Raw genomic sequence first — 12,930 nt, forward strand, 5'->3', positions numbered from 1 at the left:
AGGTGACGCTCACTCCCACGGAGGCGGGGGAACGGCTGCACCACATGCAGGCGGACACGGTGCGTTTTGCGTATGACCGCAGCGGGTGGCTGACGACGTTCAGCGGCTACAACGCCGACAACCGGTTAAGCTGGCAGCGCAGCCTGTCTGGCGGCAGCCAGAATCCGCAGCAGGCCGGTAAACCCCCGGCGCATAACGACAGCGTGACGGCGCGGGATTACATCTGGAACGCAGACGGTGAAGTCGGCGGCATCAATGACAAACTGCGCGGTTGCCTGGTGTTCAGCTATGACCGGAGCGGCTGGCTGACCAGCCGCACGGGTCAGATGTACGACCATGACCATTATTATTACGACAAAGCGGGCAACCTGCTGACGGACGAGTATCAGGGAGCGGTGCCGGATAACCGCCTGGCGGGCTACGGGCGTGACCGTTACCGCTATAACGAATGGGGCGAACTGACAGAGCGCAGGGACCAGCAACTGGAGTGGAACGCGCAGGGGCAGTTAACGCGGGTCATCAGCAGCAACAGCGAGACGTGGTATCAGTACGATGCGCTGGGCAGGCACATCAGCAAGGCGACGTATGGCCGCCATACGAACCAGCGGGAACAGTGGCGGACGACGTTTGTGTGGGAAGGATTCCGGCTGTTGCAGGAGACAACGTGGCAGGGAAAGCGGACGTACCTGTACGACGCGGAACAGCCGTACACGCCGGTGGCGGCTGTCACGGGGCGCGGGGAAAGCCGGAAAATCTGGTATTACCACACGGACGTGACGGGCACGGTGCAGGAGGTGAGCGCAGCGGACGGAACGCTGGTGTGGGCGGGCTACCAGGCGGGATTTGGTGAAAACCGGGGCGACATCAGCAACAGCGGGGCGTACTTTGAACAGCCGCTGCGACTGCCGGGGCAGTACTTTGACGAAGAAACGGGGCTGCATTACAATCTGTTCAGATATTATGCGCCGGAGTGCGGAAGGTTTATCAGCCAGGACCCGATAGGGCTGGCGGGTGGGTTAAATTTATATGCCTATGCGCCTAATCCTCTGTTATGGATAGATCCACTTGGATTAAGTGGTAGTGGTCTTGTAAATGGCGTACCTCAAAATCCTGGAATAGTTCGCCGTTTTATGTCAAAAGCTGAATATAAAGATTTCCTTAAAAATGGTTTTGTATTTGATCCAACAGATCCTCGAGGAGGAATAAGCGTCACCTCTGTTAAAGTTGATCCTAAAAACCCTGATGCGATAAAAAGAAGCACTGGGGCTTTAGGTGCTGATTATTATGTTGATATTGATACCACAAAGAAAAATGTTGAATTAAAAGGAAAAACGAAAGGTGGTGTAATGGACTGGAAAATTAAAGATAATGTCGATCCAACAGATATAGTAAATCGAGGGAAAGTCAGGAAATGTTAAGCGATACCTTAAAACAGTTCAGTGACATATATAACCAATTATGGCATGACATAAGAAGTTATAATGGAAAGCAAAATGACTTTAACCAGTTCTTATCTCCTGAAGATATTTCAATATTGGAGTTTTTAGTAACTAATAAAATATTTCAATTAAAAGCATTCGAAATTCTTTTACACGTTGCTCCAGATAATGCACTTAATTTATTAAAAAGACGCTATCTTTCCCTTGATCTTTCTAATAACGCTAAAGATCATGTGGCAGATCTTGAAGTTATGCTATCTGATATAAAGGAAATTCTCGGTAAAGATAAACTTGAAGACATATTAAGTTGGTCAGGTTTTTTATTAGCTAACAAAAAGAATCAGAGGGTAATAGATGCTATAGATTTTGCTCAGGGCAATGATTGAAACAAAAAATGCCGGAAGATTAATGATTTTCCGGCTTTTTATTATTTAACTCTCGTTCATCACACTAAACATCCCGTCCCGCATCCCCTTAACAGACTGTTTAACCTGATAAATTTCCTTCCTCAGTTCCTGTACTTCGTCGCTTTCAGCGATCAGGCTTAGGCATCCCTCCGAGATCTTCACGGTAAGGTTCGTGCCGATCTCAACTCCCGCTTCTCTCACCTATCTGGCGCTGATTTCACCACAACCTAAACTCATCCGCATCCTGCCATGCCGGGAATTTTTCGCGATACTCCCGTAACGCCACCATCGAAAGTTCAGCGTCTATACGCGTAGCCTGATGTGGTTCGGCGGTGGCGATAATCTCGCCTTGCGGATTAATCACCCGGCTGTCACCCCGATAATGACAGCCGTTGCCATCGCTGCCGACGCGATTGCATCCCGCCACATACGCCTGATTCTCAATCGCGCGGGCCGTCAGCAATGCTTGCCAGTGCAAAGAGCGCGGGGCAGGCCAGTTGGCAACGTAGATTGCGAGGTCATAATCATTGAGATTGCGCGACCACACCGGAAAGCGCAGGTCGTAGCACACCAGCGGCAAAATACGCCAGCCGCGCCATTGCACAATCACTCGCTCATTGCCTGCTTTATAATGCAGATGCTCATCTGCCATTCGGAACAGATGACGCTTATCATAAAAATGCACCGTGCCGCCTGGCTCTACCAGCAAAAATCGATTAACCGAACCAGCGTCCGTTTGCAATGCAACACTGCCTGCAATCAGCGCATTGCACTGTTGCGCTTTAGCGGTCATCCAGTTCACAACATCATCTTGCGCTAGCGATGAAACCGCAGCTTCCATGGCAAAGCCGCTGGTAAACATCTCCGGTAGAACGATCACATCGCGCCCGGTAATACCTTCCAGTTGACGATCAAAATGGCGCAGGTTGGCAGGACCATCCATCCACACCAACGGTTGCTGCAAAAGCGTAATCTTCAAACCAGGCACGGTGTACAACTCCTTTATTTGAGGGGTTTTATAACTTTAACACTTTATCGGGTTATTACCTTACTGCGGTAGAGATTGATAACAAATGCTGATATTGGAAATATCTTATTTGCAAATTACTGTGTTATAGCCAATCTTTAGGGCGTTAATAACATGGGCAGGATAAGCTCGGGAGGAATGATGTTTAAGGCAATAACGACAGTCGCCGCTTTGGTCATCGCCACCAGTGCAATGGCGCAGGATGATTTAACCATTAGCAGCCTGGCAAAGGGTGAAGCCACCAAAGCAGCGTTTAATCAGATGGTGGAAGGGCATAAGTTGCCCGCCTGGGTGATAAAAGGCGGTACTTATACCCCCGCGCAAACAGTGACGTTGGGAGATGAGACGTATCAGGTGATGAGTGCGTGCAAACCGCATGACTGCGGCTCGCAACGTATTGCGGTGATGTGGTCCGAGAAATCTAATCAGATGACGGGGTTGTTCTCGACCATTGATGAGAAAACGTCACAAGAGAAACTCACCTGGCTGAATGTGAACGATGCGCTTTCGATTGATGGTAAAACGGTGCTGTTCGCCGCGTTGACCGGCAGCCTGGAAAACCATCCGGATGGTTTTAATTTTAAATAATCAGCGGATAAAGAAACGGAGCCTTTCGGCTCCGTTCTGATTGTTGACAAAGTACGCGTTGTTCATGCCGGATGCGGCGTGAACGCCTTATCCGTCCTACAAAATCGTGAAAATTCAATGTATTGCATGAATCACGTAGGCCTGATAAGCGTAGCACATCAGGCAATCTTACGTTTGTCATCAGTCTCAAATGAAACCTTTCGGCATTACGCAGCTTCAACTTTCCGTACTTTCTCCGGCAACTTTACCGGCTTCGTCGCCAGCTCTTCCGGGTCAAAGTCATCAACGTTAATACTGCGCAGACGGCTCTCTTCTGCTTTTACCAGAATGGCGGCTTCATCTTTATCAATCAGCCCCTTCGCCAGCGCGTTGTGCGCCAGTTCATCCAGACGGGTAAACGGCAGGTTTTTACCCAGCTCTTTACAGATGCGCTGATGAATGGGGTCGGCGGCAATCACATCCACCAGTGCCTCTTCCAGCAAACCAACCGGATTATGCTCGCTCGGCGTCAGATACTGACCGCGGCCAATGCGTGAACGGGTGGCGTTTGGCACTTGTAAAATCTTCGCCACTTTATGATCCAGCTTGTCAGATGGTGCCAGATAATGACGTCCGGTCGGGAAGATCACCACATTCAGCAACCCGGCAACCACGCGGTTCGGGAAGTTTTGCAGTAAATCGTCCATCGCCTGTTCAGCCTGATACAGTGCATCTTGTACGCCCCAGTGCACCAGCGGCAGGTCAGCTTCATTGCGGCCTTCATCGTCATAACGCTTCAGAACGGCGGAGGCGAGGTAAAGCTGGCTTAAAATATCCCCCAGACGTGCCGAGATACGTTCACGACGTTTCAGGCTGCCGCCCAGTACCGCCATCGAGACATCAGAAAGCAGGGCGAGGTTGGCGCTCAGGCGGTTCAGGTGCTGATAATAACGTTTAGTCGCATCGCCGGTTGGCGTGCTGCTGGTTAAACCGCGCGTCAAACCAAGCCAGAAGCTGCGAACTTTGTTGCTACCGACGTGACCGATATGTTTGAACAGCAACTTATCAAATGCGTTAACGTCATTATTTTTCGCCGCTTCCATCTCTTCCAGCACATACGGATGGCAACGAATCGCTCCCTGACCGAAGATCATCATGCTGCGGGTCAGAATGTTGGCACCTTCAACGGTGATGGCGATCGGCGCGCCCTGGTAAGCTCGTGCCAGGAAGTTGCTCTGCCCGAGCATAATGCCTTTACCGCCGGTGATATCCATCGCATCAATAATCGACTGCTGCCCGCGATGGGTACAGTGATACTTAACGATAGCCGACAGCACGGCGGGTTTTTCACCGAGCATAATGCCGTAGGTAATCAGCGATGCCGCAGCATCCATTACGTAGGCGTTCCCGGCAATACGCGCCAGCGGCTCTTCAATCCCTTCCATCTTACCGATAGAGATTTTGAACTGACGACGAATGTGAGCATACGCACCGGTTGCCAGAGCCACCGACTTCACGCCGCCGGTTGAGTTGGAAGGCAGGGTGATGCCACGGCCCACCGAGAGACACTCCACCAGCATCCGCCAGCCTTGCCCGGCCATTTTCGGGCCGCCGATAATGTAATCGATCGGTACGAAAACATCTTTGCCGCGTGTCGGTCCGTTCTGAAATGGCACGTTCAGCGGGAAGTGGCGACGACCAATTTCCACGCCCGGCGTGGTGGTTGGGATTAGTGCACAGGTAATACCTAAATCTTCATCACCGCCGAGCAGTTTTTCTGGATCAGAGAGCTTAAACGCCAGTCCGAGCACGGTCGCAATCGGTGCCAGCGTAATGTAGCGTTTGTTCCAGGTCAGACGCATTCCCAGCACCTGCTGACCCTGCCATTCCCCCATACAGACAATCCCGGTATCTGGAATCGCACCCGCATCGGAACCCGCTTCCGGGCTGGTCAGTGCAAAGCAAGGGATCTCCTGACCACGCGCCAGACGTGGCAGATAGTGATTTTTCTGCTCGTCAGTACCGTAATGTTGCAGCAGTTCGCCCGGACCTAATGAGTTCGGCACGCCGACGGTAATCGCCAGGATCCCGCTCACGCCAGAGAGCTTTTGCAGCACGCGAGACTGGGCATAAGCCGAGAACTCCAGCCCGCCGTACTCTTTTTTGATGATCATCGCAAAGAAGCGATGCTCTTTCAGATATGCCCACAGCTCCGGCGGCAGATCCGCCAGCTCATGCGTAATCTGGAAATCATTTGCCATCCGGCAGGCTTCTTCTACCGGACCGTCGATAAACGCTTGCTCTTCAGCAGTCAGGCGTGGTTGTGGATAGTTATGCAGCTTTTTCCAGTCCGGTTTGCCCTGGAACAAGTCACCTTCCCACCAGGTGGTGCCTGCATCAATCGCTTCTTTCTCGGTGCGCGACATCGGCGGCATCACCTTACGGAAACCACGAAACACCGGCGCAGAAATCATCGATTTACGCATAGGCGCAAAGTTAAACGGCACGAGGATAATGGCCAGAGGCACCAGTACCCACGCCGACCACAGACCTGCGACGCCGAGGGCGGCTGTCCAGGCGAGCAAAAGCAGACTGCTGAAAAATAAGCTCACGCGGTGATAAAACAACGCGCCGAGCAGGACAACCGTAGCGAGAATACTCAAAATCATCATAACGAAAAGCCCCTTACTTGTAGGAGGTCTGACCACTTGTGATGATATGGTTGTAGTAGATGTAAAAATATTTAGCAATGTATTTACAATATAATTACAACAAAGCTCACATTGTTGCTGTTTTTATCCCCACTTCAGGTCAAAAAGTCCTGGCCATTGCGCTGCCCTGGACTTCTCGCTTCTGGCGGTATCCGGTACACTGCATTTTGTCTATTTAATTTATGCTGAAGGATATCCTCATGTACCAGGATCTTATTCGTAACGAACTGAACGAAGCGGCGGAAACGCTGGCTAACTTTTTAAAAGATGACGCCAATATTCACGCCATTCAGCGCGCGGCGGTCCTGTTAGCAGACAGCTTTAAAGCCGGTGGTAAGGTGCTTTCCTGCGGCAACGGCGGCTCCCATTGCGATGCTATGCACTTTGCAGAAGAGTTGACCGGTCGTTACCGTGAAAACCGTCCGGGCTATCCGGCGATTGCCATTTCTGATGTCAGCCACATCACCTGCGTCGGTAACGATTTTGGATTTAACGATATTTTCTCCCGCTACGTTGAAGCGGTAGGTCGCGAAGGTGACGTGCTGCTGGGGATCTCCACTTCCGGTAACTCTGCAAACGTGATCAAAGCGATCGCGGCGGCGCGTGAGAAGGGGATGAAAGTGATCACCCTGACCGGTAAAGACGGCGGCAAAATGGCTGGCACAGCGGATATTGAAATTCGCGTTCCGCACTTTGGCTATGCCGACCGTATTCAGGAAATTCACATTAAAGTGATCCATATTCTGATCCAGTTAATCGAAAAAGAGATGGCTAAGTAAGTCTGGCGTAGGCCGGATAAGGCGTTTACGCCGCATCCGGCATTTGTGCGCTGATGCCTGATGCGACGCTGACGCGTCTTATCATGCCTACAAATCTGTGCCCGAACTGTAGGCCGGATAAAACGTTTACGCCGCGTCCGGCCAGAAAATCCTTAAACCAATCTTCGCCGGGGGCATCCCCCTGCTGTTGTGGAGGTTACCGATGTGCGAACTGCTCGGGATGAGCGCCAACGTCCCAACCGATATCTGCTTTAGTTTCACTGGGCTTGTGCAGCGCGGTGGTGGAACCGGGCCGCATAAAGATGGCTGGGGGATCACTTTTTACGAAGGCAAAGGTTGTCGCACATTTAAAGATCCACAACCCAGCTTTAATTCCCCCATCGCCAAACTGGTTCAGGACTATCCGATAAAATCTTGCTCGGTAATCGCTCATATTCGCCAGGCGAATCGGGGCGAGGTGGCGCTGGAAAACACTCACCCGTTTACCCGTGAACTGTGGGGACGCAACTGGACGTATGCGCATAATGGGCAACTGACGGGCTATAAATCACTGGAAACCGGCAACTTTCGCCCGGTGGGCGAAACCGACAGCGAAAAAGCCTTCTGCTGGTTGTTGTATAAACTGACGCAGCGTTATCCGCGCACACCGGGCAACATGGTGGCGGTATTTAAATATATCGCCTCACTGGCGGATGAACTGCGGCAGAAGGGCGTCTTCAACATGCTGCTTTCGGACGGACGTTACGTGATGGCGTATTGTTCAACCAATCTGCACTGGATCACCCGCCGCGCGCCGTTTGGCGTGGCAACGTTGCTGGATCAGGATGTGGAAATCGACTTCAGCTCGCAGACCACACCGAATGATGTGGTCACGGTGATTGCAACTCAGCCGCTGACGGGCAATGAAACCTGGCAAAAGATTATGCCAGGCGAATGGCGCTTATTTTGCCTCGGGGAGCGTGTAGTTTGATGCCAGTTGTGGTTGCACCACTTCGTGGCTCAACGGCTTGCTGACCACGTAACGGCCATTGACGACAGAAACCGTCGGTGGCTTACGAGTCTGTTCAAAGTAGTCGTAGCCCGGCTTCAGTTGTTCCCAGAAGTCCTTAAAGTTGGAATACTTATGGCGCTTCATATTGGCGTCGGTCATACGGAAAGGATAAATGCTCACCTGCACACTCGGCTGACCAAACACCAGTGCGCCAGTAACGAACTGGAAAATCTCATCAATACCCTGATTGGTCATCGCGTAGCAACCGATAGAAACACAATCGCCGTGAATCATCAGGTATTTCCCTTCGTAACCATGTGCGCGGTCATAGGCGTTGGGGAAACCAATATTAATTGCTTTGTAGTAACGGCTGTCTGGTTTTAATTGATTACGCTGAACGCTATAAAACCCTTCCGGACTTTTGAAATCGCCCTGACGCTGTTTGGGGCCTAACCCGCCGGAATATTTACAAATTTTGTAGCTGTCGAGTAATTGATATTGCTCGCCCATTTTGACGTAGAGATCGAGCGTGCGCTCTTCCTTGAAGATTTGGATGTAGACAGGGGATCCCATCAACTGCTGCTTATACTCTTTGCTCACTGGCGTGGTGGAACTACCGCTGCCCAGCAAACTGGCAAACGAAACGCACGGGATCAACAACATCGCAAGAATTAATGCGATTTTACGCATACTGCTTATTCCTTGATAAAACGGTTACACACGCCAGGGCGGCAAAATAGATCCCAAATCGGAATAGTCTGGATTTGGAAGGCTCACATTAGCACCAAAAGAGTTTTACGCAAGCCTGTCGGTGCTGGGTTTACAAATTTAGCATAAGGGGCGATTTTCAAAAGTCCGAAAAGCGGCTGTATAGCGGATTTATTACTTATTTCCTAAGGTTATGAAACTGCAATAGTAATATGCAAATAAGCGATTAATAATCCTATTTACCCACCCGCTCCTTTAAAATTATCACCTTCATTCAGCCAGTTTATATCCTTCATGTATTCGTTCTCTCACGGCAGATTTCTGCGCCTGGGCGTGTTTTCTTTGTCCCTTTGGCTTCCTATATTTGCCAACGCCACTCCCACATCACACACCTCCTTCAGTTACGCCGCCCGCCAGCGGATGCAAAACCGTGCGCGATTGCTAAAGCGATACCACGCGCATCTGAAAAAACAGGCCAGCTACATTGTAGAAGGGAACGCACAAAGCAGAAGGGCGCTGCGCCAGCACAACCGCGAGCAGATAAAACAGCATCCAGAATGGTTTCCTGCGCCGCTCAAGTCGAGTGACAGACGCTGGCAGGCGTTGGCAGAAAACAACCATTTCTTAAGCAGCGACCACCTGCACAATATCACCGAAGTGGCGATCCACCGCCTGGAGCAACAGCTTGGTAAGCCTTACGTCTGGGGCGGCACGCGGCCTGATAAAGGCTTCGACTGCAGCGGGTTGGTTTTTTATGCCTACAACAAAATTCTCGAGGCGAAGCTCCCGCGCACGGCCAATGAGATGTATCACTACCATCGGGCAACGATTGTGGCGAATAACGACCTGCGCCGGGGAGATTTGCTGTTTTTCCATATCCACAGCCGCGAGATAGCCGATCATATGGGCGTGTATCTGGGCGATGGGCAATTTATCGAGTCGCCACGTACCGGCGAAACCATTCGGATAAGCCGGTTAGCCGAACCTTTCTGGCAGGACCATTTTTTAGGTGCTCGGCGGATTTTGACGGAAGAGACGATTTTGTAGGACGGATAAGGCGTTTACGCCGCATCCGGCAATTGTGCTCCGATGCCTGATGCGACGCTGGCGCGTCTTATCATGCCTACAAATCTGTGCATTTTTGCGAGCCGCTTTCCCGATATAACATAACCTCATTGTCGACTTTTCCTTTTCTTCTTACCGTTGAGAAAAAGGAGTCGCTATGTCTGAATATCGTCGTTATTACATCAAGGGGGGAACCTGGTTTTTCACGGTAAATTTACGGAATCGTCGAAGCCAGCTTTTGACCACCCAATATCAGATGCTCCGTAACGCCATTGTTAAAGTTAAGCGAGCCAGACCTTTTGAAATTAACGCCTGGGTAGTTTTGCCGGAGCATATGCACTGTATCTGGACATTACCCGAGAGCGATGATGATTTTTCTTCTCGCTGGCGGGAGATTAAAAAGCAATTCACCCATGCTTGTGGATTGCAAAATATCTGGCAACCGCGTTTTTGGGAGCACGCCATCCGCAATACCAAAGACTATCGCCATCATGTTGATTATATTTATATAAATCCAGTAAAACATGGCTGGGTAAAGCAAGTAAGTGATTGGCCATTCTCAACGTTTCATCGCGATGTCACGAAAGGGTTATATCCCATCGATTGGGCGGGAGACGTAATGGATTTTAGTGCCGGGGAGCGTATCATTTTGTAATTGTGCGCTGGTGCCGGATGCGCTTACGCTTATCCGGCCTACAAATCTGTGCTTTAACCGTAGGCCGGATAAGGCGTTCACGCCGCATCCGGCAATATGCACCGATGCCGGATTCTTACATCAACGCCCCCATAATCTTCAACTCCAGCTCATCCGGCACTTCGTTATACGACAGCACATGCAGCCCCGGCGCAAACAACCTTGCGTAGCGCGCCAGCAAAGGGCGTAACTGCGGCGGCACCAGCAGCACCGGGTCTTTCCCCGCCGCTTTCATCTGTTCCTTCACCTGCGGCATCGTACTCTGGAACTGGTTGAGCATATTCGGGTCAACCGGCACGCTGTCGAGCATCACTTTCCCGCCCTGTTGCGCCTGATTCACCACGTTGGTCAGCAGATTTTCCAGTTCATTATTCAGCGTATACACCGTCAGCTCCTGCTTGCGAACGAACGGATGGGTAATACTGCGCCGCAGCGCCAGGCGCACATCGGCCGCCAGCAGAATATGATCCTTGGTCACCGTGCTACTGGCGACCAGCACGGTGGCGATGGTGACGATATCGCGCAGGGAAACGCCTTCGGTCAACAGAGCCCGGTACACCTTCAGCAACTGGCTGTAGTTCAGCGCCGCGCTCAAATCTTCCGCCAGTCGCGGAGCCATCGACGACAGGCGGTTATGCAACTGCGTGATGTCATCATAGTTAAACAAATCAGGAATATAGCTGCGCACAATCTTGTTCACATGGGTGGCAATCACGCTGGCGCTGTCGATCACCTGATACCCCATGTTCAGCGCCTTCGCCTTCTGCGCAGGCTGTATCCAGGTCACCGGCATCCCATACGCCGGGTCGTTACCCAGAACGCCATCAATCTCGCCGTAGGTTTCGCTGGAGGGCAGGGCCATCAGTTTATCCGCCGGAATATCCGCTTCATCGGCCTTTATGCCGTTGATGAAAATAGCGTACTGGCTCGGCTTGAGGCGGAAATTTTCCCGAATGCGGATCTCCGGCAATAGCACGCCGTTGCCGTCGGAAATCACCTGCCGGACGCCGCGAATCCGCTGGGTGAGCGGGTTGCCCTGCGCTTTATCCACCAGCGCCACCAGCTTGTAGCCGAGGCTTAAACTGATGGGCTCAATCAGCGGAATGGTTTCCCAACTGACCTGTTGCTCGCTGGTTTCAGTGATGGTGCGGGTCAGCGTTTCGAGGCTTTTCTCTTCCGCCTCCGCCGCCTGCGGGCGTTTGCTCATCCGCCAGCCGGTATAGCCAAGCAGGGCGCTGAACATCAGGAACGGCAGGTGCGGCATTCCCGGCACCACCGCCAGCACAAACATAATTCCGGTGGCGGTGTAGAGCACCGACGGGCTTGCCAGGAGCTGGTTACGCACGTCATGGGCGATATCGCCGTTATCGCTGACACGGGTGACGATAATCGCCGCCGCCGTGGAGAGCAGCAGGGAAGGGATCTGCGCCACCAGCCCGTCACCGATGGTCATCAGCACATACTGCTGGAAAGCGGCATCGGCGCTCAGGTTATATTTGAAAATCCCGATACAGACACCGCCGATCAGGTTGATCGCCAGAATCATCATCCCGGCGATGGCATCGCCACGCACAAACTTCGACGCCCCGTCCATCGCGCCGTAGAAATCGGCCTCGCTGGCAACGTCTTTACGCCGGGTTTGCGCCTGTGCCTGGTTGATCAATCCGGCGTTAAGATCGGCGTCAATCGCCATCTGCTTGCCGGGCATCGCGTCCAGGGTAAAGCGGGCAGAAACCTCGGAAATACGCTCGGCTCCTTTGGTGACGACGATAAAGTTGATTGTCAACAGCGTCAGTAAATCTGAGCGGGAAAGCATTATCGCCGCGCTGCACGGGCAGTCGATTTTCAACGGCGGTGGATTGTCGCCGTTAAATAAAATTAGCCCGACCCACCCGCCGAAACCCGCTACCGTGGCGGTGCCGGAAGAGACGGAGAAAAAAGTGCGCGATGTGAACGAGAAAACGGCGCTGCTTAAGAAGAAATCCGCCACCGAGCTTGGCGAACTGGCGACCGATATCAACATCATCGCCCGCGATGCGCATATGGAAGCGAATCTGGAGATGGAAATTGTCCCGCAGGGATTGCGCGTGCTGATTAAAGACGACCAGAACCGCAATATGTTTGAACGCGGCAGCGCGAAGATTATGCCGTTCTTTAAAACCCTGCTGGTGGAGCTCGCGCCGGTGTTCGACTCGCTCGATAACAAAATTATTATTACCGGGCATACCGATGCGATGGCCTATAAAAACAATATCTACAACAACTGGAACCTTTCGGGCGACCGCGCGCTTTCGGCTCGTCGCGTGCTGGAAGAAGCCGGAATGCCAGAAGATAAAGTGATGCAGGTGAGTGCGATGGCTGACCAGATGTTGCTGGATACCAAAAATCCGCAAAGCGCGGGTAACCGACGTATTGAGATTATGGTGCTGACCAAAAGCGCGTCCGATACGCTGTATCAATATTTTGGCCAGCATGGCGACAAAGTGGTGCAGCCGTTGGTACAAAAGCTGGATAAACAGCACGGGTAGCAAAAACTACCTCT

11 protein-coding genes and 1 pseudogene are annotated in these 12,930 nt (G+C 51.9%); 8 read left to right on the top strand and 4 right to left on the bottom strand.

What is annotated here, in order from left to right; all coding sequences use genetic code 11:
* Nucleotides 1–1,418 (top strand): RHS repeat-associated core domain-containing protein (locus A1SC_RS22815; protein WP_187415757.1); only part of this gene is annotated, 1,418 nt, incomplete at its 5' end.
* A complete protein-coding gene (locus tag A1SC_RS0122545; RefSeq protein WP_016262914.1) occupies nt 1,412–1,825 on the top strand; it encodes a hypothetical protein in 414 nt (137 codons plus the stop codon). The genes A1SC_RS22815 and A1SC_RS0122545, both read left to right, overlap by 7 nt.
* A gap of 238 nt (nt 1,826–2,063) precedes the next feature.
* On the opposite strand, the gene yafV is transcribed toward A1SC_RS0122545, so the two are convergent.
* Nucleotides 2,064–2,834, bottom strand: a complete 771-nt coding sequence (gene yafV, locus A1SC_RS02040) for a 2-oxoglutaramate amidase (RefSeq protein ID WP_001118059.1) — start codon at nt 2,832–2,834, stop codon at nt 2,064–2,066.
* Between the two features lie 180 nt (nt 2,835–3,014).
* On the opposite strand from yafV, the gene ivy reads away from it, so the two are divergent.
* Nucleotides 3,015–3,461 carry an Ivy family C-type lysozyme inhibitor gene (gene ivy / locus A1SC_RS02035; protein WP_016248344.1) on the top strand — a complete coding sequence of 149 codons (447 nt, stop codon included), beginning with the start codon at nt 3,015–3,017 and terminating at the stop codon, nt 3,459–3,461.
* A gap of 206 nt (nt 3,462–3,667) precedes the next feature.
* Here ivy and fadE read toward each other — a convergent pair whose 3' ends face one another.
* Nucleotides 3,668–6,112 carry an acyl-CoA dehydrogenase FadE gene (fadE, locus tag A1SC_RS02030; protein WP_016262915.1) on the bottom strand — a complete coding sequence of 815 codons (2,445 nt, stop codon included), beginning with the start codon at nt 6,110–6,112 and terminating at the stop codon, nt 3,668–3,670.
* A 239-nt stretch (nt 6,113–6,351) separates the two neighbouring features.
* On the opposite strand from fadE, the gene lpcA reads away from it, so the two are divergent.
* Nucleotides 6,352–6,930 carry a D-sedoheptulose 7-phosphate isomerase gene (gene lpcA / locus A1SC_RS02025; protein ID WP_000284053.1) on the top strand — a complete coding sequence of 193 codons (579 nt, stop codon included), beginning with the start codon at nt 6,352–6,354 and terminating at the stop codon, nt 6,928–6,930.
* A gap of 202 nt (nt 6,931–7,132) precedes the next feature.
* A complete protein-coding gene (locus tag A1SC_RS02020) occupies nt 7,133–7,900 on the top strand; it encodes a class II glutamine amidotransferase (RefSeq protein WP_001515775.1) in 768 nt (255 codons plus the stop codon).
* Here the strand turns inward: A1SC_RS02020 and dpaA are convergent.
* Complete coding sequence (gene dpaA, locus A1SC_RS02015) at nt 7,871–8,611, bottom strand: peptidoglycan meso-diaminopimelic acid protein amidase (RefSeq protein ID WP_001225687.1); 741 nt, start codon at nt 8,609–8,611, stop codon at nt 7,871–7,873. The two genes, A1SC_RS02020 and dpaA, sit on opposite strands and share 30 nt — an antisense overlap.
* 312 nt (nt 8,612–8,923) lie before the next feature.
* Here dpaA and A1SC_RS02010 point away from each other — a divergent pair, with 312 nt between their 5' ends.
* On the top strand, nt 8,924–9,676 hold the full coding sequence (locus A1SC_RS02010; protein WP_016262916.1) for a C40 family peptidase: 753 nt from the start codon (nt 8,924–8,926) through the stop codon (nt 9,674–9,676).
* A 175-nt stretch (nt 9,677–9,851) separates the two neighbouring features.
* Nucleotides 9,852–10,349, top strand: a complete 498-nt coding sequence (rayT, locus tag A1SC_RS02005; protein ID WP_016248347.1) for an REP-associated tyrosine transposase RayT — start codon at nt 9,852–9,854, stop codon at nt 10,347–10,349.
* Nucleotides 10,350–10,464: 115 nt separating this feature from the next.
* Here rayT and A1SC_RS02000 read toward each other — a convergent pair.
* Nucleotides 10,465–12,183, bottom strand: a pseudogene (locus A1SC_RS02000) (flagellar biosynthesis protein FlhA); the annotation flags it as partial.
* Between A1SC_RS02000 and lafU the strand changes: the two are divergent.
* Nucleotides 12,149–12,916 carry a putative lateral flagellar export/assembly protein LafU gene (lafU, locus tag A1SC_RS0122550; RefSeq protein ID WP_000207585.1) on the top strand — a complete coding sequence of 256 codons (768 nt, stop codon included), beginning with the start codon at nt 12,149–12,151 and terminating at the stop codon, nt 12,914–12,916. The pseudogene A1SC_RS02000 and the gene lafU sit on opposite strands and share 35 nt — an antisense overlap.
* Nucleotides 12,917–12,930: the final 14 nt, after the last annotated feature.

The organism is Escherichia sp. KTE52 (assembly GCF_000408325.1).
Lineage (GTDB): Bacteria > Pseudomonadota > Gammaproteobacteria > Enterobacterales > Enterobacteriaceae > Escherichia > Escherichia marmotae.

Excerpts from the sequence above, each read along its gene's own strand:
- A1SC_RS0122545 (WP_016262914.1), top strand. The coding sequence starts at position 1,412 with ATGTTAAGCGATACCTTAAAACAGTTCAGTGACATATATAACCAATTA.
- ivy (WP_016248344.1), top strand. The coding sequence starts at position 3,015 with ATGTTTAAGGCAATAACGACAGTCGCCGCTTTGGTCATCGCCACCAGT.
- fadE (WP_016262915.1), bottom strand. The coding sequence starts at position 6,112 with ATGATGATTTTGAGTATTCTCGCTACGGTTGTCCTGCTCGGCGCGTTG.
- lpcA (WP_000284053.1), top strand. The coding sequence starts at position 6,352 with ATGTACCAGGATCTTATTCGTAACGAACTGAACGAAGCGGCGGAAACG.
- A1SC_RS02020 (WP_001515775.1), top strand. The coding sequence starts at position 7,133 with ATGTGCGAACTGCTCGGGATGAGCGCCAACGTCCCAACCGATATCTGC.
- dpaA (WP_001225687.1), bottom strand. The coding sequence starts at position 8,611 with ATGCGTAAAATCGCATTAATTCTTGCGATGTTGTTGATCCCGTGCGTT.
- A1SC_RS02010 (WP_016262916.1), top strand. The coding sequence starts at position 8,924 with ATGTATTCGTTCTCTCACGGCAGATTTCTGCGCCTGGGCGTGTTTTCT.
- rayT (WP_016248347.1), top strand. The coding sequence starts at position 9,852 with ATGTCTGAATATCGTCGTTATTACATCAAGGGGGGAACCTGGTTTTTC.